The sequence below is a fragment of the Haemophilus sputorum CCUG 13788 genome (assembly GCF_000238795.1).
GTDB classification, from domain to species: domain Bacteria; phylum Pseudomonadota; class Gammaproteobacteria; order Enterobacterales; family Pasteurellaceae; genus Haemophilus_A; species Haemophilus_A sputorum.
In genome coordinates, this window is record NZ_AFNK01000071.1 from 1 (window position 1) to 21,742 (window position 21,742).

Annotated in this window: 18 protein-coding genes and 1 tRNA gene; 6 read left to right on the forward strand and 13 right to left on the reverse strand. The window is 38.3% G+C overall.

All coding sequences use genetic code 11. The features are described 5' to 3' along the window. From aroC to seqA, 4 genes are all read right to left on the reverse strand, one after another. On the reverse strand, positions 1-935 hold a 935-nt coding region (gene aroC, locus HSP_RS0108175; RefSeq protein WP_010129819.1), incomplete at its 3' end, for a chorismate synthase. Positions 936-944: 9 nt separating this feature from the next. Further along, positions 945-4,292 carry a mechanosensitive channel MscK gene (gene mscK / locus HSP_RS0108180; protein WP_010129820.1) on the reverse strand — a complete coding sequence of 1,116 codons (3,348 nt, stop codon included), beginning with the start codon at positions 4,290-4,292 and terminating at the stop codon, positions 945-947. Further along, positions 4,289-5,707: an o-succinylbenzoate--CoA ligase gene (gene menE / locus HSP_RS0108185; protein WP_010129822.1), complete on the reverse strand. Its 1,419-nt coding sequence runs from the start codon at positions 5,705-5,707 to the stop codon at positions 4,289-4,291. The genes mscK and menE overlap by 4 nt, the downstream gene beginning before the upstream one ends. A gap of 2 nt (positions 5,708-5,709) precedes the next feature. Beyond that, on the reverse strand, positions 5,710-6,285 hold the full coding sequence (gene seqA / locus HSP_RS0108190) for a replication initiation negative regulator SeqA (RefSeq protein ID WP_010129824.1): 576 nt from the start codon (positions 6,283-6,285) through the stop codon (positions 5,710-5,712). A 117-nt stretch (positions 6,286-6,402) separates the two neighbouring features. On the opposite strand from seqA, the gene HSP_RS0108195 reads away from it, so the two are divergent. The 4 genes from HSP_RS0108195 to HSP_RS0108210 all read left to right on the forward strand — a co-directional run bounded on the left by HSP_RS0108195 (position 6,403) and on the right by HSP_RS0108210 (position 9,108). Next, a complete protein-coding gene (locus HSP_RS0108195) occupies positions 6,403-7,191 on the forward strand; it encodes an alpha/beta fold hydrolase (protein ID WP_010129826.1) in 789 nt (262 codons plus the stop codon). Then, on the forward strand, positions 7,191-7,916 hold the full coding sequence (gene cmoA / locus HSP_RS0108200; RefSeq protein ID WP_010129827.1) for a carboxy-S-adenosyl-L-methionine synthase CmoA: 726 nt from the start codon (positions 7,191-7,193) through the stop codon (positions 7,914-7,916). Before HSP_RS0108195 ends, cmoA begins: the two co-directional genes overlap by 1 nt. Positions 7,917-8,049: 133 nt before the next feature. After that, complete coding sequence (locus tag HSP_RS0108205) at positions 8,050-8,838, forward strand: enoyl-ACP reductase FabI (RefSeq protein ID WP_007524796.1); 789 nt, start codon at positions 8,050-8,052, stop codon at positions 8,836-8,838. A gap of 193 nt (positions 8,839-9,031) precedes the next feature. Then, a tRNA-Val gene (locus HSP_RS0108210) sits at positions 9,032-9,108 on the forward strand. A 44-nt stretch (positions 9,109-9,152) separates the two neighbouring features. Here the strand turns inward: HSP_RS0108210 and apaH are convergent. From apaH to sstT, 3 genes are all read right to left on the reverse strand, one after another. Further along, entirely contained in the window at positions 9,153-9,965 is an 813-nt protein-coding gene (gene apaH / locus HSP_RS0108215; RefSeq protein ID WP_010129828.1) for a bis(5'-nucleosyl)-tetraphosphatase (symmetrical) ApaH, read from the reverse strand. Positions 9,966-10,015: 50 nt separating this feature from the next. Further along, positions 10,016-11,992 carry an exoribonuclease II gene (locus tag HSP_RS0108220; RefSeq protein WP_010129830.1) on the reverse strand — a complete coding sequence of 659 codons (1,977 nt, stop codon included), beginning with the start codon at positions 11,990-11,992 and terminating at the stop codon, positions 10,016-10,018. Positions 11,993-12,137: 145 nt separating this feature from the next. Then, entirely contained in the window at positions 12,138-13,352 is a 1,215-nt protein-coding gene (gene sstT, locus HSP_RS0108225; RefSeq protein ID WP_010129831.1) for a serine/threonine transporter SstT, read from the reverse strand. Between the two features lie 244 nt (positions 13,353-13,596). Between sstT and HSP_RS0108230 the strand changes: the two genes are divergently transcribed. Beyond that, on the forward strand, positions 13,597-13,962 hold the full coding sequence (locus tag HSP_RS0108230) for a diacylglycerol kinase (RefSeq protein ID WP_007525465.1): 366 nt from the start codon (positions 13,597-13,599) through the stop codon (positions 13,960-13,962). Between the two features lie 45 nt (positions 13,963-14,007). Then, a complete protein-coding gene (gene ushA / locus HSP_RS0108235; RefSeq protein ID WP_010129833.1) occupies positions 14,008-15,657 on the forward strand; it encodes a bifunctional UDP-sugar hydrolase/5'-nucleotidase UshA in 1,650 nt (549 codons plus the stop codon). A 99-nt stretch (positions 15,658-15,756) separates the two neighbouring features. Here the strand turns inward: ushA and yedE are convergent, their stop codons facing one another. The 6 genes from yedE to mreC form a co-directional block, all read right to left on the reverse strand. Continuing rightward, on the reverse strand, positions 15,757-16,818 hold the full coding sequence (gene yedE / locus HSP_RS0108240; RefSeq protein WP_010129835.1) for a YedE family putative selenium transporter: 1,062 nt from the start codon (positions 16,816-16,818) through the stop codon (positions 15,757-15,759). Positions 16,819-17,061: 243 nt separating this feature from the next. Continuing rightward, positions 17,062-17,862 carry a class II glutamine amidotransferase gene (locus HSP_RS0108245; RefSeq protein ID WP_007524100.1) on the reverse strand — a complete coding sequence of 267 codons (801 nt, stop codon included), beginning with the start codon at positions 17,860-17,862 and terminating at the stop codon, positions 17,062-17,064. 141 nt (positions 17,863-18,003) lie between these two features. Beyond that, a complete protein-coding gene (znuB, locus tag HSP_RS0108250; protein WP_007524645.1) occupies positions 18,004-18,789 on the reverse strand; it encodes a zinc ABC transporter permease subunit ZnuB in 786 nt (261 codons plus the stop codon). Positions 18,790-18,809: 20 nt separating this feature from the next. Then, positions 18,810-20,150 (reverse strand): replication-associated recombination protein A, encoded by a 1,341-nt coding sequence (locus HSP_RS0108255; RefSeq protein WP_029495345.1) that lies wholly within the window; start codon positions 20,148-20,150, stop codon positions 18,810-18,812. A 4-nt stretch (positions 20,151-20,154) separates the two neighbouring features. Beyond that, on the reverse strand, positions 20,155-20,640 hold the full coding sequence (gene mreD, locus HSP_RS0108260) for a rod shape-determining protein MreD (protein WP_010129838.1): 486 nt from the start codon (positions 20,638-20,640) through the stop codon (positions 20,155-20,157). Positions 20,641-20,642: 2 nt separating this feature from the next. Next, complete coding sequence (gene mreC / locus HSP_RS0108265; protein WP_010129840.1) at positions 20,643-21,704, reverse strand: rod shape-determining protein MreC; 1,062 nt, start codon at positions 21,702-21,704, stop codon at positions 20,643-20,645. Positions 21,705-21,742: the final 38 nt, after the last annotated feature.

Consider the following 21,742-nt stretch of genomic DNA (forward strand, 5'->3'; position numbering starts at 1 on the left):
GATTTTCCTGGCACCATAATGCTTGAAGTTGGCTTTAAAGCAATATTGGCAATAATCGGTTGGCCTGAGCTGATACCGCCTAAAATCCCGCCAGCATGGTTTGATAAGAAGCCATTTGGTGTCATTTCATCACGGTGTTCACTGCCCTTTTGCTCAACGACTGCAAAACCATCACCAATTTCAACCGCTTTTACAGCATTGATAGACATCAGCGCATGGGCAAGATCAGCATCTAATCGGTCAAATACAGGTTCGCCTAAGCCAACTGGCACATTCTCGGCAACCACTGTGAGTTTTGCTCCAATAGAATCACCTTCTTTTTTAAGCTCACGAATCAATGCATCAAACTGTTCTACAGCAACTGGATCTGGGCAAAAGAATGGATTTTCAGCCACATATTGCCAATTGATATGCTCAATGCTTGCAACCGTTTCAGGGTTGATTTTTACTGAGCCAATTTGAGAGAGATAACCTCTTACCTCAATACCAAATTGTTCACGCAAATACTTTTTCGCAATCGCACCAGCCGCCACACGCATAGCTGTTTCTCGTGCAGAAGAACGACCACCTCCGCGATAATCACGAATGCCATATTTCTGCTGGTAAGTAAAATCAGCATGACCTGGTCGATATTTATCCATAATATCGCCATAATCTTTTGAACGCTGATCGCCATTTTTGATAATCAGCCCAATGCTTGTTCCTGTCGTTTTTCCTTCGAATACGCCAGAAAGAATTTGCACCTCGTCATCTTCCCTGCGTGGTGTGGTATAACGAGATGTTCCGGGTTTACGGCGATCTAAATCAGGTTGAATATCTGCTTCTGATAATGCCATATTAGGGGGCACACCATCGACAATACATCCTAATGCAATGCCGTGAGATTCCCCAAACGTCGTGACTTTAAAAAGTTGTCCAATGCTGTTGCCTGCCATGTTGTGTCCTTATTTTTTTACGGGAACAAGCGGTTCAGTTCCCCACTTCACCTCTTCGTTCGTCGCTTGATTTTTAATAAAAATATCTAGTTGGTTAAAGGCAATCTCAATATTATTTGCCATAAATAGCTCATCAATTCTGCGGTTAAGTGCATCAATGGTTCTGACTCGATCACTTAATTGTCCTACATAAACACGCAATTCATGATCTAAGGTACTTGCACCAAAGCTTAAGAAATATGCTGCTGGTGCAGGATCTTTTAATACCGCCTCATTTTCTTCCGCAGCTTGAAGTAGTAAGCGTTTAACTAATTCAAGATCTGAACCATAAGCTACACCTACTGTAATTACCAAGCGGGTCATGCTTGAAGTTAATGCCCAGTTGACGACACGTTCAGTAATAAAGGCTTTATTTGGTACGATAACCTCTTTTCGGTCATTATCAATTAAAGTTGTAGCACGAATACGAATTTTTGATACAGTACCGTTAAAGCTTCCAATGGTTACCATATCCCCCACTCGTACAGGGCGTTCAAACAAGATAATAATCCCTGAAACGAAGTTACCGAAGATCTCTTGCATACCGAAACCTAAACCAACGGATAATGCGGTAAATAGCCATTGCAATTTAGACCAAGACATCCCTAATGATGCAAACGCAATACTTGCACCAATAATAATCAATAAATAGGTAAAGATTGTTGTAATTGTATAAGGCGTACCCTGTGAGAGATTCAAATTAGAGAATACTAAGGTTTCTAACAGACCACCTAAGTTTTTCACTAAGATGTAGGTCACAATCAATACAATCATTGCTACCAACAGATTAAGCAAGGTAATGGACTCCATTACCGTACCTGCTTCAGTTGTCGTTGCTTGTTGCCACAATGTGATCTCTTTCAAATAATACGCCACTGTAACAAGATCTGACCAAACCCAATAAAGCAAACCAAATAATGCAGTCCAAAGCACTAAATCTGTGATTTTGAGCATTTGATTTTTAATATCACTCACTGAAATCGCATCATCTTGCAATACTAAGGCGCTATCTTCAGTCTCGACTGTTTGCTCTTGCCCATTCTGCTGTGCTTGTGCTTTTGCCTGAGCTAATGCGCGCTTCTCCTGTAATCTTCGATAAGAAAGACGACGAGAAGAGACATTAAAGCCACGATAGACCATATTTCGGATAATAATCCAAGTTACAATTGCAAAATAACTTGCAACAAGATGTTCAATAATTTGTGAGGCAGTATAGTAATAGCCCATAACGATTAAAACAATTAACGCAATCGGTGCTAAAACTAATAATATACGAACAAGTCCTAGCAACATTGGTTTTGCATCACGTCTATAAGATGCTGCTTTTTGATAAGTTGCGATTCCCATTCGAAAGCCTGGTACAACCACAAATAACACACTAATTAGAACTAATACAGTCATTGCCTGACCAATCACATCGTAGGCAATCCCATATTCTGTCGCATTGTTAAAGATTGATGTATTTAATAATAAACCGATTACCCAAACCGAGTGTTTGAGAATTTTTCTAAATACGGCATTACTACTTTGCGGCATATTGAAATGGCGATAAGCAATCCCATTTGGGCGTAACATTGCTAGCATGAAGGCAAAGTAAAGCCAATAAAACGCCATTTTTAAGCCCCAAGGCCAAACTTCCGTTGGGTCAAGGAAGCAAATATAGGTGACCAATACAAACACAATTAAGAACATGAATGTGCTTGGTAAACACAACACCACAGTCCAGAAAATAGCCATTGGTGTATTCCATTGACTATCCGTTGGAACAGTTAACATGCTGTTGTTGATTTTCGTTAGCTTCTGTTTAATACGATCATGCTGACGACGAATAAAGAAGGTTAATAAACTTAATCCGCCAATCAGTAAGCCAGCTAAACCGAGGTTATCTTTCCAATTAGAGAAATCTAATTTTTTCGAAATCTCGGTTAACTCATAACCTGCTAATCCAGGGAAACGAGTAAACCACTCAAGATCCATTTCACTATTACTTTTTACCCAAAAGCTCTGCTGTTGGAGTTTTTGTTGTAGTGCATCACTGATTGTTTTAACTTGTTGTTGGTTCAGCTCAATGTTAATTGATAAATTCAATTGATTATTTAGTAGCTTCAGCAATTCAGATAAAGTTTTGCTACGCGTTTGTAGAATTTCTTCTAGCTGAGCTTTTTCTGCATCAGTGAATGTTGTTTTTTCGCGGCTTTCTAACTTTGAAATATAAGCTTGCGTATCTACTAAACTATCTTTAAATTCTGAAATATCAAAAACGCGGACGCGCAAATCTGCGATCTGCTTTGATAGACCTTTAATTACCTTATCTTGCGGTAAAGACTGGCGTTGTTTATTGATAATACGAGATAGCACCAACGTACCTTGAAGAGAACTAATTTGTTCTTCAATATTACGCTGCGTTTGTTGGAGATTATCTAATACGTTTTTAATACGTAAATTATCTTGTGATAACTGGCTAATTTCTGTTGTTTTTTTCAGTAATTCTTCACTAATAGAAGTGTTAAAATCTAACTCTTTACTAATGACCGGATTAGTATTTTTATTTTTTTGTTGAGATTTTTCCGCCTCTTCCACCTTATTTTTAGAAGCCTGTACTAATTTGATATTAAGTGCTTCCTGAATTTGGCTAAGAAGTTGTTGTTGATTTTGTTGTGCTTGCTTTTTCTCATCTAATCTAGCGTTATATAGCGAACTCAATTCTTCATTGCCACGCAATAAAGTTTGGCTGTAGCTATTCTGCGCATCTAATAAAGCTAGTTCTGCTTCAATCTTATTTTTAGCTGTATCTGAAAGAGCCGAATTAGCTAATTCGGTATTTAATGCTGATTTACGCTTTGCATTTGCTGAAAGTGAAGCTTGAGCTTTATCAGGCGCAGCATTTTGAGCAATGAGTTTGGTATTCGTTGCCGTTAATTCATTTTGTGCTTTTTCAAGTGCTGCTTGTGTTTCTTCTTGCAAGGCTTGAAGCGCACTGATGTCTTGTTCAGCTAATTTTTCTGAAGTTGGTAAAGTTTGCGCTTTTAGTTTCTCAAAATTTGCTTTACTCGCTGCGATCGCTTTATGCGCGCCTGTGATCTCTGCCACTAGCGCATCATTATCTGCTTTCACTTTTTCAGTTTGAGTCATAAACGCTAGCGTATCTTCCAATAACTGAAGTTGCTGTTTATTCTCTTCTGTTTGTTCAAGTTTTTTAGTATTTTCAATTGCCGTTTGTAGGGCTTTTTCAGAGGGTAACGCAGCTGATGCGGATAAACTCACACCAGAAAGCACGGCAAATGCCAACATAAATGGCATATAAATCTGTTTTATCATATTGTTTTTTCTGCTTCTAATAATTCAATTAAATGTTGTTGAAGTAATGTTCTTGAAATCTTAATTGTACCTTGTGCCTGCCATTTAGCTATATCTAATGGAAAATAACGAATAGGTTGTTTAAATTTTTCAAGTTTTTCGGCTAAATAACACTGAAGTTTAGTGCTTTCAGCCTCAAAATGATTTTCTTTAAATTGAATAAAGGCTACAGGTCTAGCACCAAATTCTTTATCATCAATCGGTAATACAAAAGCTTGCGAGACTAAATTTGAACTATAAATTTGTTGCTCAATTTCTTCTGGCTGAATGTTTTCTCCGCCAGAGATAAACATATTATCTAATCGTCCTAATACCATCAATTGATGTTTGGCATTCCATTCGCCTTTATCTTTAGTTTGTAGCCAACCTTCTGCATTTACAAGCGGTCGAATTTCACCATTTTTTTGCCAAATGCCTTGAGCAAGCCCTGCACCTTTTACCCAAATTTCTTGATTAACTAATCGAACTTCTCGACCTAATAACGGATAGCCAACATTATGAGATTCATTTCTTCCCGCACAGATAGTGGATGCCATTTCTGTCATACCATAGCCAGAAAACGTGACGATGTTTCTCTTTTTAGCTAATTCAACTAATTCAGGCGGAATAAATGCGCCACCCAATAAAATAGATTTCGGCTTCGCTAATGGCTGTTGGCGTTGTTCAAGATAACGTTGTAATTGTGTCGGCACTAATGATGCATGAGAAACCTCATCAAGCCCGTCCATAAAATCACATTTATCTTCGCAAATTTGTAAAGTTGCGCCTTGTAATAACCAACGCCAAACAATGCCTTGCCCAGAAACATGAAACAACGGCAAACTCAGCAACCAGCTATCTGTATCAGAAAACGCCATCAGCTCACAAACGCCTTTTGCATTTGCAAGATGGTCTGCAACGGTATGCACTACCGCTTTAGGCTTTCCTGAAGAACCTGAAGTTAAGGTCAAAGTTAATGCTTGAGAGACATTATCATCATCAACAGAACCAAGATTATTAATATTCTCAAGAGATAAGAAATCCTGATCGGTTATCAAAAAATCTACGCCGATATCAGTTAAAATGGCATTTTTCTGGGATGTTTTTAATGCTGAATTCAGCATCACAATACGCCCACCTAACGCAATTACCGCCAAATAACTAAGCAATCCACAAAAACGAGATTCACCACAATAGGCAATAATATTATTTTTCGTGACATTGCCACGAAATTTTTCCACAATTTGCGTAATTAACTTATTTAATTGACTCCATGTCATCGACTGGCTTTGTAACTGTGGAAAAAAAGGCGAACTGCCTTTATTCCAAATTAAGGCAGTTCGCTCAGGTTGTTGATTAGCCCAATATTGAGGAAGAAAACAATCAACGTTTAGCATAATTACACGAATAACATTTTAACGCGTTCAATCAGGTGTTTTGGTAATTGCATAAACTCCATCACACCCGTAACAATTAAACCTTTACGGTTAGTGTTATTATTGGTTACCACCCAAAATGGTGAATCTGGGATCTGTTTAGCTTTCACACTACTACCATGACTCAATAATGCTTGCTCTGTTTTAGCAAAATAGGTACGTTCCGTGCCTCGGATAGATTCTGTTGCTTGAGAAAAAGTTTCAGGATCTGCTTTATGTAATGCGCTTAGCAACATCAAAAAACGAACGACATTTTTGCTCTCTTGCGTAAATGCTTCTGATTTTAAGACTTTTTCTACTCGCTGAACTGTTTTCTCCAAATTAGTTTCAGGATCATTTTTTACTGGCTTTTTCAACGATTTCTCAGTAACCAATTCTTTAAGTTCATTTAGCGTATTTTGTTGCACCAATACAAAAGGTTGTGGAGAGGAAGGCAAACGCAATAAACGACGCAAAATATCAGAAGCACTTTCACCAATTGATTGTGTCCGACTGGCAATATACTGGTATAATTCATCATCGACTTCAATGTTTTTCATCTGATCTCCCCGATTCACGGATTATTATTTGATTTCAAAAAATTCTAGGCATTATAATACACTTCACAGATCTTTTTATAGATTCTTATTTAAAAAATAATACAAAATCATCATATTATGACTAAACAAACGCTTCTACATTATCAGTACCAAGCCGCGACAGAAAACCATTCTGCAAAAACAATGGTTTTCCTGCATGGACTATTTGGCGATATGAATAACTTGGGAATTATTGCCCGATCTTTTGCTGCACAATTTAACATTCTCAGAGTCGATTTGCGCAATCATGGGCTCTCTTTTCATGCTGATGAGATGAATTATACTTTAATGGCTGAAGATCTGCGCGATCTCCTGCTTCATCTACAACTGAAAGATTGCATCGTTATCGGTCATTCTATGGGCGGGAAAACTGCGATGACATTAGCGCACATTGCCCCAGACTTAGTTGAAAAACTGGTCGTGATTGATATTGTACCGGTTAATAATCCCACTCATCGACATAATAATAATTTTGCAGGACTCTTTGCTGTGAAAGAACAAGCGCCACAAACTCGACAAGAAGCGAAAGCGATTCTAAGTGAATTTGTAAAAGATGAAGCTGAACAGCAATTTATGCTTAAAGCCTTTGATCCGAAGAAGCCTGACAGTTTTAAATTTAACCTAACCGCTATTCAAGCCAATTATGCAAATTTAATGGGCTGGCAGCCAATTTTCTTTGAAAAACCAACCTTATTTATTAAAGGTGGCGCATCTGATTATATTCAAGCAAAAGATACCGAAGCCGTGTTAGCACAATGCCCTAAAGCGCAAGTATTTGTTGTAGCGAATGCGCAACATTGGGTTCACGCAGAAAAACCTGAAACCGTTGTACGAGCTATTCAAAAATTTATTGATAAGGAAGAATAATGAATCGAGATACCCTTTTTTCTATGCCAATTGAAAAATTAGGCGATTTTACCTTTGATGAATCCGTCGCAGAAGTATTTCCGGATATGATCCAACGTTCTGTACCAGGTTATTCCAACATTATTACCGCAATTGGCATGTTAGCACAGCGCTTTGTCACACCGAATTCGCAAGTTTATGACTTAGGCTGCTCTCGTGGTGCGGGGATCTTATCTATGCGCCGTAATATTCAAGCGGAAAATGTTAAAATCATTGGCGTGGATAACTCACTGCCAATGGTTGAGCGTTGTCGTGCGCATATTCAGGCTTATCATTCAGATGTGCCTGTGGAAATTCATTGTGCAGATATTCGCGAAGTCGAAATCAAAAATGCCTCTATGGTTGTGCTCAACTTTACGCTGCAATTTTTACCACGAAGAGATCGTCTTGCGCTCTTAGATAAAATTTATCAAGGTCTCAATCCAAACGGCATAGTGGTACTTTCAGAAAAATTCACATTTGAGAATACACAAATGAACGAATTACTCATTGATTTACACCACACCTTCAAGCGCGCTAACGGTTATAGTGAATTAGAAGTCAGTCAAAAAAGAACGGCGCTAGAAAACGTAATGCTAACCGATAGTATTGAAACCCATAAGATCCGCTTGAAAAATGCTGGTTTCTCACAAGTTGAGCTTTGGTTCCAATGTTTTAACTTCGGTTCTATGATTGCAATAAAATAGCATTTTGTAAAAATCAGGTCAGATCAGACCGCTTGTTGGTAGATTTCCCCCAAGGGAGATTTGCTCAAGCGGTCATTTTTTAGGTATAATTTGCAAGGTTTTTTACCCCGATTTATTTAAAAGAGGAAATTTTATGAGCTTCTTAGCAGGCAAACGCATTTTAATCACTGGTCTTGCAAGCAACCGTTCTATCGCATACGGCATCGCAAAAGCGATGAAAGCACAAGGTGCAGAATTAGCTTTCACTTATTTAAACGATAAATTACAACCACGCGTTGAAGAATTTGCAAAAGAATTCGGTTCAGATATCGTATTACCTTTAGATGTTGCAACTGATGAAAGCATCCAAAACTGTTTTGCCGAATTAAGCAAAAAATGGGAAAAATTTGACGGTTTTGTTCACGCAATCGCATTCGCACCAGGTGACCAATTAGATGGCGACTATGTTAATGCAGCAACGCGTGAAGGCTACCGCATTGCACATGATATCAGTGCATACAGCTTTGTGGCAATGGCACAAGCAGCTCGTCCATTCTTAAATAAAGATGCTTCATTATTAACTTTAAGCTACTTAGGCGCAGAGCGTGCGATTCCAAACTACAACGTAATGTGTTTAGCAAAAGCATCATTAGAAGCAGCAACGCGTGTAATGGCAGCAGATTTAGGTAAAGAAGGTATCCGTGTAAACGCAATTTCAGCAGGCCCAATTCGTACACTTGCAGCATCTGGCATTAAAAACTTCAAGAAAATGTTAGCCGCTTTCGAGCAAACTGCAGCACTACGTCGTACAGTAACCATTGAAGATGTAGGTAACTCAGCAGCATTCTTATGTTCAAACCTTGCTTCTGGCGTAACTGGTGAAGTATTGCATGTTGATGCCGGTTTTAGCATTACTGCAATGGGTGAATTAGGCGAAGAATAATTTGCTTTAGTAAAAAGAAAAAGTCAGGCGCTGCCCTGACTTTTTTGTAAAAAAATTCTAGAATTAAACCGTTTGCCTAACAACTTTTGGTTTACTGCTAATTTTTAGCACTCTTTTATGTTTAAAATAAAAGCAAACAACGTATTCTGCCTTGCCAGCCTTTTATTTTTTCGTTAAAATAGTGCCATATTTTGCAACTATAGCTCAGTTGGTTAGAGCACCACCTTGACATGGTGGGGGTCACTGGTTCGAGTCCAGCTAGTTGCACCATTATTCTGAATCCCAGTTCCTTGAACTGGGATTTTTTATTTATACTATTTAAGTCTTGGTTGAGTAAAAAGCTGTTTATCTTCCCAACGTAGCATTGTTAAATATTGTCCCCAAGCGCAACCAGTATCTAAAGCATAAATATTTTTTCGGTTAGCTTTTCCCATTAAACTTGCCCAATGTCCAAAAATAATTGGCGTTTGTTCATAGAGCGGGTTATCAAGTGCAAACCAAGGCAATAATTCTTTAGGAGCTTCTTCTATTGGTGATTTGCAAGCAAAATCTAATCGCCCATCCGCATAGCAAAAGCGCATACGAGTAAACACATTCACGCAGTAACGCCAACGCGCAATTCCTGTTAAATCTGCTCGCCAATAATCAGGTTGGCTTTCATACATTTGTGCTAAATAATCTGCATAATGTTCGCTTCGTAATGTTTTCTCTACTTCTCTTGCACAGGCTAGAGTGGTAGCTAAATCCCATTGAGGGCTAATTCCCGCATGAACTAATAAAAAACCATGTTTTGGATGTTGCGCAACAAGCGGTTGATTTCTAAGCCAATTTTGCAAATCTTCACGATCTTCAGCTTGGAAAATAGCATCAACTTTATCGTTTGGTTTCACACGTTTGATCCCAAGCAATGTCGATAATAGATGCAAATCATGATTTCCTAACACCATTTGCGCTTTGCTACCTAATGATTTCACAAAACGTAAGCAAGCTAAAGAATCTTCCCCTCTTGCGACTAAATCTCCCGTTAACCAAATCTCATCTTTGGCTGGATCAAAAGCAACTTTTTCTAATAGCCGTTGAAATTCTTCAAAACAGCCATGTAAGTCTCCCACAATATAGGTTGCCATGATTTCTCCTTGTAAAAAGGCGGAGCTACTTTTTCACTCCGCCTTGTCAACTAAATAAGATTACCCACAATTGAACGGGTATCTAATCTTACTTCTGTTAATTTAACTTTAACAGCCTGTCCAATTTGATAAGCTTTTTCACCTTTAATATAAAGCGCTAATTCTTCCGCTCTAAATTCAATTTCATCTTTGTTTGAATGGATAGTCGAAAATGGCACGAAGATCTGAGCACCATTTGCAATCACTTTCGCACGTAATCCGCCACGAGAAACATCTGCAATTTCACATTCAAATTCGACCGCTTGCTCAACCATTGGTTGTAAATAACGTGCATACAACCAATCAGCAATATCGCGCTCAACTAAACGATTTTGGCGACGAGCTTCTTGTAAACGCGCTAATACGCTCTCTTCTACCGCCTGAATTGGCTGATTCAATAACACTTGTTTGATTAAACGATGGTTAACCATATCTCCATATTTACGAATTGGAGATGTCCAAGTCGCATAATGGCTAATTCCTAAACCAAAATGCGGTGCAACTTCAGCTTTAAACTCAGCAAAAGTCAAATAACGACGTAAGCGTAATTCCAAATAATTTTCAGGGAAAGACTCAATATCATGACGCATATCGCAATAGCCTTCTAATGTTGCTAAACGTTCAGGGCTATATCGTTGCGTTAGTTCAGCAATATTTTCTTCTGTGCCTAACGTACTCAATAAGAAAGCTCTCACCGCTTCATAATTTTTCGGGTCAAAACCAGAATGGGTATTAAATATACCGGTTTTAGCGTGTTCTGCTAAAAATCTCGCACAGCAAATATTGGCGATAATCATCGATTCTTCAATAATTTGGTTAGCAATGCGACGATATTCAACATGGATATCTTTTACTTCGCCATCTTCAGCTAACTCAAATTTATAATCGCCCGATTCTTTAAATAATAAGGCATTTTTTGCACGCCATTGAATACGTGCTTGAGTGAATTGATGCAACCAATCAATTTGTTGTTTAACTTCATCCGATTCTGGCTGCCACGCATTCTCTACGCCTTCTAAATAGTCCGAAACGTTGTCATAAGCCAATTTAGCTTTAGATTCGACCCATGCAGAAGTAAAGGTCGCTTCTTGCGTTAAATTCCCTTCTAAATCCGTCATAATATAAGCCACTAATGCTGGGCGTTTTTCATTTGGCACCAAAGAACAAAGATCATCAGATAATTCGCGCGGTAACATTGGAATGTTAAAGCCCGGCAAATAGTTAGTAAAACAACGTTGGCGTGCAGCTTTTTCAATGTTTGAATTTAATGGAATATACGCCGTTGGATCTGCAATTGCCACCACTAAACGCCAACCTATTTGAGTTTCTGCTTGCATTACAGGTTCAATATAGAGTGCGTCATCCATATCCTGTGTGCTTGGGCTATCGATAGTCGTGAAATAGAGTGAAGAAAGATCTTCTCTATCCAACTCATCATGCAAAGTATAATTCGGTTCATTGCTTACCGGTTCGCGTGGTTGTTCATGTCGAGCTAATGTTACCCACCAAGGTGCAAAATTATCATCCGCTTTACAAATAAATTGCGTTACCTGCGCGAAGAAAAAACGCTCATCACGTAACGGATGCGTTTTTAATTGTGCGACCACCCAATCGCCACTTTCTAATTTTTCGGTTACCTTTTTATGCGTATTGGCACTAACATTTTGTTTAATGCTTGGATGATCTACGGCTAATTGTAATTTTCCATCTTTATTAAAGCGAACTTGCGCAACAAAACGATCTAGCATAGGTTCTAGCAATGAATCAATTTCTACCGATTCTTTATCGCCATCACGCTTAACCACTGCTTTAACCATATCGCCATGTATTACTTTTTTCATTTCCACTGGGGGAATGAAATAAGCTTTTTTCTCACATTCTAAAAAACCAAATGCTTTATCAGAAGCTTTTACACGGCCTTCTACATATTCTTTACTGGCTTCAATTTGTTGCTTTAACTGCGCTAATAGGGGGTTATTTTGAAACATATCTTCTCTTATATAAAAAACATCGGCACTGGATGCGCCGATAAAACGGAGGGATTATAGCGAATTTTCTGATACTTACCAAAAAATAAAGCGGTAAGATTTGCAAAATAAAGGCAAAATCTTACCGCTTGTTATACGCTAATAATTACGCTGCTTTCTGATCTTCAGCGATACTTACTGCTGCAGTAAACAACACGTCAGTTGATGAGTTTAATGCAGTCTCTGCAGAGTCTTGAATCACACCGATAATGAAGCCTACACCAATTACTTGTGCTGCCACATCATTTGGAATGTTAAATAAGCTACATGCTAAAGGAATTAACAATAATGAACCGCCAGCAACACCTGATGCACCACAAGCACAAATAGATGCTACAACGCTTAATAATAATGCTGTTGAGAAATCTGGTACGATGCCCTGTGTATAAGCTGCTGCTAAAGTTAAAACACTTACTGTAATTGCAGCACCAGCCATGTTGATGTTTGCGCCAAGCGGAATTGCTAATGAGTAAATTTCTTCACGTAAACCTAAACGTTTTGATAATCCCATATTTACTGGAATATTTGCCGCAGAACTACGCGTAAAGAATGCAGTTACGCCACTTTCACGTAAGCAAATGAAAGTTAGTGGGAATGGATTTTTGCGAATTTTGAGGTATACAAGTAATGGATTTAAGATAAATGCAACAATCGCCATTGCACCTAATAATACACCTAATAAACGTGCATAACCTTTAAATGCTTCAAAACCACTGGTTGCGAAAGTTTCTGCTACTAAACCGAAAATCCCGATTGGTGCTAACGCAATCGCAAATTTCACTACGCCTGAAACAGCCTCAGAAAAATCAGCTAAGAAAGTTTTAGTTGAAGGTGAAGCATGGCGTAAAGTAAGACCTAAACCAATTGCCCAAACTAAAATGCCGATAAAATTACCATTCGCTAAAGCTTGTAATGGGTTATCGACTAAGTTAAATGCGACTGATTTAATCACTTCACCAATGCCCTCTGGTGGTGCAATATTTTCAGCTGCGGCAACCAATTTTAACTTGGTTGGGAAGATAAAGCTTAATATGACCGCAGTTAACGCAGCAACAAAGGTACCAACAAGATATAACACTAAAATCGGTTTGATTTTACTGTCAGAACCCACTTCTTTATTCGCAATGGTGGATAAAACAATGCAGAAAATCAAAATTGGTGCGATTGCACGCAATGATTTTACGAAAAATTGACCTAAAACGCCCACTGCCTTTGCCCATTCTGGGTTCAAGCGTGCCAATGCAAGCCCTAGCACTAACCCGATTGCAATGCGCAATACCAAATTACCGCCAAGTAATTTTGATGTAAATGAAGTACTCATAAAATGTTCACTTTTATATAACAACTAAAAGATAGCGGTTTAGCCGTCTATCCACCTAAAAATTTGAGAGCTTGAGATTAGCTTAAAAATAGATTATATGGAATAGCCAAGCGGTCATTTTTGCTATTTTTTTTGCAAAAATTTACAAAACAGTTCAATTTTTATGGTGTCTATTGAAAATTTTTTTAGCCCAACTGCTCCCTTTAGGCTAGAATAAGGCAATATTTTATTGCAGGATAATTTTATGAAACCAGAAAACAAAGCAACCCTTGCACGCGTTTTTCGTGCTGCAGGTTACTCCATGAAAGGGCTTAAAGCAGCCTATTTACATGAAGCAGCCTTTCGTCAAGAAGTTTGGATGGCTTGTGTACTTATTCCTATCGGTCTTTATTTAGGCAATACCGGCGTTGAAAAAACACTACTTGCCGGCTCCGTTTTGCTTATTCTTGTGGCTGAGTTGCTAAACAGTGCAGTGGAATCGGTCGTGGATCGTATCGGTTCTGAATTCCACGAACTTTCTGGTCGAGCCAAGGATATCGGATCTGCAGCTGTTTTTATGGCGATGGTTCTTGCCGGAATGACTTGGCTATTAGTGCTATTTTTTGCATAACGCCGATATTCTCATTTCTTCGTTACTCACTATATAAGGAAAATCATGAAATTCTCAAAAACGCTTATCTCAGTTGCATTACTTTCTGCAACATCAGCTATGGCATACGAACAAGGTAAAACCTATTCTTTTACTGTATTGCACAGCAATGATATTCACGGTCACTTTTGGCATAATAACAAAGGTGAATTTGGTTTAGCTCCGCAAAAAACGATGATCGATGCCATTAAAAAAGAGGTCAGCGAAAAAGGCGGTTCTGTGATTTTATTAAACGCAGGTGACTTAAACACTGGCGTGCCTGAATCCGATATGCAAAATGCTCGCCCTGATGTTGAGGGGTTAAATGCAATCGGTTATGAAGCAATGACTTTAGGTAACCATGAGTTTGATTCTCCACTTCAAATTCTTACCATGCAAGAACAATGGGCTAAATTCCCATTCTTATCAGCAAACGTAATCAACAAACGGACAAACCAACCTTTAGTTAAACCTTATATTTTATTAGATAAAGGTGGTTTGAAAGTGGCTGTTGTTGGTTTAACAACTGAAGATACTGCAAAATTAGGTAACCCTGATGTAACAGGAAATGTGGAATTTAAAGATCCAACTAAAACTGCTCAAGAAGTCTTAAAAACGCTTAACGATAGCAAAGAAAAACCAGATGTGCGCATTGCATTAACACATATGGGTTGGTATTTAGATGGTAAACACGGTACCAATGCACCTGGCGATGTTTCTATGGCTCGTGCATTACCAGCAGGTGCATTTGATATGATTATCGGTGGTCATACACATGATACGGTTTGTTTTGATGAGCAAGGTAAATTTATCGAAAAATACATTCCAGGTTCAGCTTGTAAACCAGACTTCCAAAACGGAACTTGGATTATGCAAGCGGGTGAATGGGGTAAATATTTAGGCCGTGCAGACTTCGAATTTAAAGATGGCAAAACTACATTAGTAAAATATGAGTTAATTCCAATTAACTTGAAAAAAACCATTAAGAAAGAAGATGGCTCAAAAGAATATGAACTCTATCAACCAGAAATTAAAGCTGACGAAGCGCTATATGCTGAGTTGAAAAAATACCAAGATGAAGGTGACAAAACTCTTGGTATCAAAGTTGGTGAAGTAAAAGGCGGAACTTTTGATGGTCGTCGTGAAACAGTTCGTTTCCATCAAAGCAACTTAGGTCGCTTAATTGCAGATTCTCAACGTACACGCGTGAAAGCTGATATTGGGATTATGAATGGTGGTGGTATCCGTACTTCAATTCCTGAAGGTGATGTAACTTATCGTTCAATTCTTTCAGTTCAACCTTTCGGTAATATGATCTCTACTATTGAGTTAAAAGGCCAAGAATTAGTGGATTTCTTAACAACAGTTGCATTAAAAGAAACTGATACTGGTGGCTATCCACAATTTGCCAATATCTCTATGGTAGTTGATCGCCAAGCTAAAACTATCTCTGATGTGAAAGTTGGCGGTACTCCGTTAGATATGAACAAATCTTACAAAATCTCTATCCCTGATTACTTAACTGCGGGTGGTGATGGTTATCCAATTATGAAAACTCACCCAACTTATGTAAATACAGGCTTTATTGATGCGGAAATGTTGAAAAAATACTTTGAAGAGAAGAAAGTATTAAACGCAACAGATTACGATCCAAAAGATGACATCATCTTCAAATAATAAAAATAGGGGCTCTGAATAGAGCCCCTAAACGTTAGGTTACATATTTAAATTCAAGGACTGATTTCATTCAGTCCTTTTATTTTTCTGATAAACCTATTAAGCCTCAGATTTATTAGTTAAAGCAATATATAGGCAAACTGCAAAACCAGCTATTAAAACATAAGGTGTGAAGGTTACAACACCTGTAGGAGAGGCTGCAAAACCGAAGTTATGCGCAACCGCAGCACCAAGTACCATACCTAATACAAATAGTGCTGAATCATTATTTTCTTCACCTATATTCACTAATTGTTTACCCAGACAACCACCACCTAATGCAAAACAAAGCCCACAAAGCGCCATAGAAAGAAAGTTATAGAGATAATCGTTATGCGCGATAGGTTGTTTTTCAAAGCCTAAATGGAATTGACCTAATAAGGCATTGGTTATTGCCGCAAAAACGATCAATGCAATCACACCATTTAATAAATGCGCATCACGGAAGAGGATAAAGTTTCGGAATGCCCCAATTGTGCAAAAACGCGATTTTTGCATCAGCACACCGAGAAGTAATCCACCAGCAAGTGACATCCAAATTGCCGCATGTTGTGCACCTGGGCCTTTTTCAGAGGTGTAAATTGCTAGGTTTTCACCAAATTTAAATTGAGTTAAGGCTAAAACAAGCAAAATCACGGTAAAAATTGGACCAATTAAACCTGAAGATTGGCTTTGTTCCTTAGACTTACCTAATGAGAATCCTCGATTAGCGAAGAAAATGCCGCCTAATACACCGACAAATAATCCTACGATACCCGCTATTGCCGTAAGATCACCACCACCTAATCGCAAATAAGCCCTCCATGGACAACCTAGGAAAATGAGTGCTCCAAGCATAGCAAAAAAACCCAAACTAATTCTAGCAAGTGGTGCTGAGCCACCACGTGGATTAAATTCTTTAGATAAGAAAGCGCTAGCTAATGCACCTAACACTAATCCTATGAGTTCTGGGCGAAGATATTGTAATGGCGATGCATGATGTAAGCCTAGCGATCCTGCCGTATCGCGTAAGAAACAAGCCGCACAAAATCCCATATTTCCGGGATTGCCATTATAAGTAAGGAGTGGCGCAACGATACCAAGTGCAGCACCTGCAACCACAGGCCAAGTTAAAATTTTCATAAAAAGACCCTTGTGATATCTGAAGTTAAATTGAATTGTATGTTTTTAATACTAAAAACGAGACTATTGTAGAAGAGCTTAAAAATAAAGAAAGGCGATTCTTTTGAAATTGTGAGCAGGATCAAAAATTTTCTGACTTATTGAAAGAATAATTGATTATATTTAGTTATAAAAAAACTGCACCTAGTCAGTTAATGATTTAGTCTAACTTTTAAGGTACAGTCTATTTCTTATATTTTTGAATTAAACGTGTGATTGGTTATCTGGTAGTGTTCCTTCGATTTCTTCAACCAAATCACCATCTTTAAACATCACATAACCGCCATTTTTCATCTTTTGCCATTTTTCATTTTTGGTTAATGGCTGCGTTGCGATAATCGTTACCTTATCATTTGGAGTGGTATATTGGCTAAAATCGATTTCCACATCATCATCACGCAATGCTTTGCTAAATGGAGCTTTACGTCTAACATAATATAAACGGGTTGAACAACGAGCAATCATCCAATGCCCATTTGATAAAATAAAATTAAATACGCCGGCTTCTGCAATTTGAGAGGTAATCTCTACTACTGCATCAAAAATTTCTTTATCTGATGGTTTAGCTGGATATTTTTCTTTTAATTTTGAAAGCAAACAGCAAAATGCAGCTTCAGAATCTGTGGTACCAATTGGCTGATAGTGACAATCTGGACAAGGTTTAACACCTTCTACCGTGCCATTATGGGCAAAAACCCAGTTTTCTCCCCACAGCTCACGAATAAAAGGATGAGTATTTTCTAAATTAACATCGCCTCGTGTCGCCTTACGGATATGAGAGATAACGTTATAAGCTTTAATTTTATATTGGCTGACTAAATCTGCCATAGGTGAGGATGCACCAGGGCGATTATCTCTAAAAATACGGACACCTTTTCCTTCAAAAAAAGCAATTCCAAAACCATCTGTATGCTGATCGCAAATACCAGCGCGCCGTCGGAAACCTTCAAAAGAGAAAGTAATATCGGTTGGCGTGTTACAATTCATTCCAAGTAATTGACACATAATTTTCTTCTTAAAATAATAGGGTTATTTTTTGTTATTTTCGGAGAAACCCTTCCCGAATTCAATAGGCAAATCCGAATAATTTTATAGCCGATTGTAATAGTTCAATGCTTTTTGATCTAAATCTAAAGCCAAGCTGCGCTAATTTCGGTTTCGGCGTGTTAGTCCAAGTAAAAATAAAATTCCTGCGCATAACACCACGGAAGGACCGGCCGGCGTATTTTTCCACCAAGAAAGAGATAACCCACCTGAAATGGCCAAAATAGTAAATAAAATGGCATAGCCCACCATTTTTTCAGGTGTTCTAGCAAATAAACGCGCTGTTGCAGAGGGAATAATCAATAAAGAAGTGATAATGAGTGCACCAACAAACTTCATGCTTAATGCAATAGTTAATGCTGTCAAAGTCATCAATAAAAGGCGAAGGCGTGCAACGTTTAATCCTTCAATTTGAGCAAGTTCAGGGCTAATCGTAATTGAGAGTAGCTTCTGCCAAAATAATTTGACTACAATAGCAATCACGAAAACGCCAATGCCAATGAAAATGACATCTTGATAATCAATGGCTAACAAATCGCCAAATAAATATGACATCAGATCAACCCGAACATTATCAAGCAAACTGATAGTAATAACGCCCAAAGAGAGACTAACATGAGCAATAATACCAAGCACAGTATCAATCGAATAATTCGTTTTATGCTCCAACCATACTAATGCTAAAGCCAGCAATATAGTCATCACAATTACAGCAATATAAGGATCAACTTCAAGAAAGATGCCTAAAGCAACGCCTAATAATGCGGAATGAGAGAGTGTATCTCCAAAATAGGCCATTTTTCGCCAAACAACAAAAGCACCTAATGGCGCTGTTATAAAGGCAAGGAGTAATCCGGCAAGCCAGGCGGGAAGTAAAATATCAAACATAGATTTCTCTGCAAACTCATTTATGATTTATAGCGTTTTTGTTGGCTCTGTTCATCTTGCACTTTTAGCCAAGCCATTTTTTCCTTAATTTGTTTTTCCATTCCTCGTTCACTTGGTATGTAAAACACTGTTTCAGATAATTCAGGTGGAAAATAATTTTCGCCAGCAGCATAAGCATTCGGTTCATTGTGCGCATAACGATACTCTTCACCATATCCTAAAGATTTCATTAACGCAGTTGGTGCATTTCGTAAGTGCTCAGGCACATCATAATCAGCTGTTTCTTTGACTAATTTTTTTGCTTGATTAAAAGCCGTATAAACCGCATTGCTTTTTGGTGCTACCGCCAAATAAATAACCGCTTGTGCTATTGCCCGCTCGCCTTCATAAGCACCAACTCGAGTGTAACAATCCCAAGCAGCCAATGCAATTTGCATTGCTCGAGGATCTGCATTCCCCACATCTTCACTAGCAATCGCTAGCAAGCGTCTTGCAACATAAAGTGGATCACCACCTGCTGCAAGAATGCGAGTAAACCAATATAAAGCGCCATCTGGTGAAGAACCTCGAATAGATTTGTGTAACGCAGAAATAAGATCGTAATAGCGGTCACCGCCCTTATCAAATCGAGCTTGACGCTCGCCTAATATTTCCGTTAACAATGTTTTATTTAATAGCTTTCCTTTTGAAGTACTTTGCGCCATATCAGCCATAAGTTCTAAACAGCTTAGTGCATAACGCGCATCACCATTTACATAATCACTGAGAAGCGATAACACATCATCTTCCAATACAAAGGATTCTGAACCTAATCCTCGGGTTTTATCTGCTAACGCATTTTGCAAAATTTTTAAAATTTCGACCGCTTGCAAAGGCTTGAGAATATAAGTTCTCGCACGTGAAAGTAGCGCGTTATTTAATTCAAAGGAAGGATTTTCAGTGGTTGCGCCAATAAAAATAATTGTGCCATTTTCGATATATGGTAAAAAGGCGTCTTGCTGGCTTTTATTAAAACGATGCACTTCATCAACAAATAATAAGGTTCGGCGCCCTGCTTGTTGATTGATTTTAGCGCGTTCAATTGCCTCTCGAATCTCTTTTACGCCGCTAGTTACAGCCGAAAGCCGTTTAACTTCAGCATTAAAATGCCCAGCAATAATCTCAGCCAAAGTTGTTTTACCGGTTCCTGGAGGTCCCCAAAGAATCATTGAGTGTGCATGCCCTGCAAGAATTGCACGATAAAGTGGTTTTCCTTCAGACAATAAATGGCTTTGCCCTATATACTCTGCCAACGTGCGCGGACGCATTCTGGCAGCTAATGGGCGATAATCCTCGGAAAAATCAAAAGAAAGGCTACTTATCATTTTAATGTAATCGTAATTGATGTCTTACTTGGCGCATCAATAAAAAAACCCATGGCCAAAGGATACCACTAATTATTGCACCCACGATTTGTTGGTTATTAAACTCTGCGTTATTTAATACCATTTCGATAAAGAAAATCATAAAACGAATTAAAATAACATATAGCATCACTAATAAGCTTTGTAACCAAAGCGATAAATTACGCAATATTTGGTGGTTCTTAGTAATGATATAAATGGCAATAGACAGTACTAATGCATGAATCCCTAAAATCGAACCAACTACAAGATCCCAAATAATACCAACAACAAATGCTGTACCTACGCTAACTTTATCTGGTAACGCTAACGCCCAATAAAGCAAAACTAATACTACCCACGTTGGGCGATACCCCTGAAAATCATTAGGCCATGGCATAATTTCTAGCACAAATGCCACAATGAAAATAAAGGCTAAGATAAAAATCTGAAAAAAAGTTTGTCTCATGACTATTCTGCTCCCACGTCAGTATGATGATTTTCATCACTATCTTTTTCCGGCAAAGCTGCTGGGTTTTCTGCAGACTCTTCATTCGGTTCAGTAACGTTTTCTTTACTATTTTCTTCTGTTACTTCTTCCTTTTTCTGAGCTAAGGAGCGCAAACGTTCAATCGGATTTGTGCTATTTCTACGTTCTTCAACAACATCTCGCACCTGCTGTGGTGATAAACTTTTTTGTTTACGTAACTCTTCTGTTGTTGGCCATAGCAATAATAGGTAACGTAAACGGTCTAACGAAGCTAGTGGTTTAGCGACAATACGCGCAAACTGGCTTTTGGTGTCGTTTGCCACAGATTCTACAATCGCAACTGGGTATCCTTCAGGGAAACGTCCACCTAACCCTGAGGTTACTAATACATCTCCTTTAACAATATCAACCGAACGAGGTAAATTATCAATAATTAACTCATCATTATGACCTGTACCATTCGCTATACCCCTTACATCATTGCGTAATACTTGCACTGGAATTGCATGAGTAATATCTGTAATCAACAATACTCGACTGCTTTTTTCTCCTACTGAGATAACTTGTCCAACTACACCACGCTCATCAATAATAGCTTGTCCAACATAAGCGCCTGTGTCCTGCCCTTGATTGATAATCACCTGTTGGCGATAGCTATCCATCTCTGCCGTTAGCACCTCTGCAATTTTTTTATATTCATCTTGGCGCAAGGGTGAACTTAATAGCAAGCGTAATCGTTGATTTTCCACTTTAAGGTGATCTAATAAAAGTAAATCTGCATTTTTTTCACGTAACTGCTCTTTTAAAACTTTATTTTCTAATTGAAGCTTATTGTTATCAATAAAGTTATTACTGACCCCATCTAATACTGAACGAGGCGTGTTGGCAAAGTAATACAATCCGCTAACAGCCGTTTCAAGCATATTACGAAAATGAATCAACGCAGAGCTTCTTCCATCAAAAGCAATCAACGCAATAGAAAAGCAGATAGCTAAGAAAAGTCGAACGCCAGGAGAAGGGGCTTTAGCAAAAATAGGCTTCATTGTTTCTTTAGAATGAATTAAAAGAATAGAACTAGAAA

What these genes read in the sequence shown, in the direction of transcription:
- mscK (WP_010129820.1), bottom strand. Translation starts at nt 4,292, where the DNA reads ATGATAAAACAGATTTATATGCCATTTATGTTGGCATTTGCCGTGCTT.
- menE (WP_010129822.1), bottom strand. Translation starts at nt 5,707, where the DNA reads ATGCTAAACGTTGATTGTTTTCTTCCTCAATATTGGGCTAATCAACAA.
- seqA (WP_010129824.1), bottom strand. Translation starts at nt 6,285, where the DNA reads ATGAAAAACATTGAAGTCGATGATGAATTATACCAGTATATTGCCAGT.
- HSP_RS0108195 (WP_010129826.1), top strand. Translation starts at nt 6,403, where the DNA reads ATGACTAAACAAACGCTTCTACATTATCAGTACCAAGCCGCGACAGAA.
- cmoA (WP_010129827.1), top strand. Translation starts at nt 7,191, where the DNA reads ATGAATCGAGATACCCTTTTTTCTATGCCAATTGAAAAATTAGGCGAT.
- HSP_RS0108205 (WP_007524796.1), top strand. Translation starts at nt 8,050, where the DNA reads ATGAGCTTCTTAGCAGGCAAACGCATTTTAATCACTGGTCTTGCAAGC.
- apaH (WP_010129828.1), bottom strand. Translation starts at nt 9,965, where the DNA reads ATGGCAACCTATATTGTGGGAGACTTACATGGCTGTTTTGAAGAATTT.
- HSP_RS0108220 (WP_010129830.1), bottom strand. Translation starts at nt 11,992, where the DNA reads ATGTTTCAAAATAACCCCCTATTAGCGCAGTTAAAGCAACAAATTGAA.
- sstT (WP_010129831.1), bottom strand. Translation starts at nt 13,352, where the DNA reads ATGAGTACTTCATTTACATCAAAATTACTTGGCGGTAATTTGGTATTG.
- HSP_RS0108230 (WP_007525465.1), top strand. Translation starts at nt 13,597, where the DNA reads ATGAAACCAGAAAACAAAGCAACCCTTGCACGCGTTTTTCGTGCTGCA.
- ushA (WP_010129833.1), top strand. Translation starts at nt 14,008, where the DNA reads ATGAAATTCTCAAAAACGCTTATCTCAGTTGCATTACTTTCTGCAACA.
- yedE (WP_010129835.1), bottom strand. Translation starts at nt 16,818, where the DNA reads ATGAAAATTTTAACTTGGCCTGTGGTTGCAGGTGCTGCACTTGGTATC.
- HSP_RS0108245 (WP_007524100.1), bottom strand. Translation starts at nt 17,862, where the DNA reads ATGTGTCAATTACTTGGAATGAATTGTAACACGCCAACCGATATTACT.
- znuB (WP_007524645.1), bottom strand. Translation starts at nt 18,789, where the DNA reads ATGTTTGATATTTTACTTCCCGCCTGGCTTGCCGGATTACTCCTTGCC.
- mreD (WP_010129838.1), bottom strand. Translation starts at nt 20,640, where the DNA reads ATGAGACAAACTTTTTTTCAGATTTTTATCTTAGCCTTTATTTTCATT.
- mreC (WP_010129840.1), bottom strand. Translation starts at nt 21,704, where the DNA reads ATGAAGCCTATTTTTGCTAAAGCCCCTTCTCCTGGCGTTCGACTTTTC.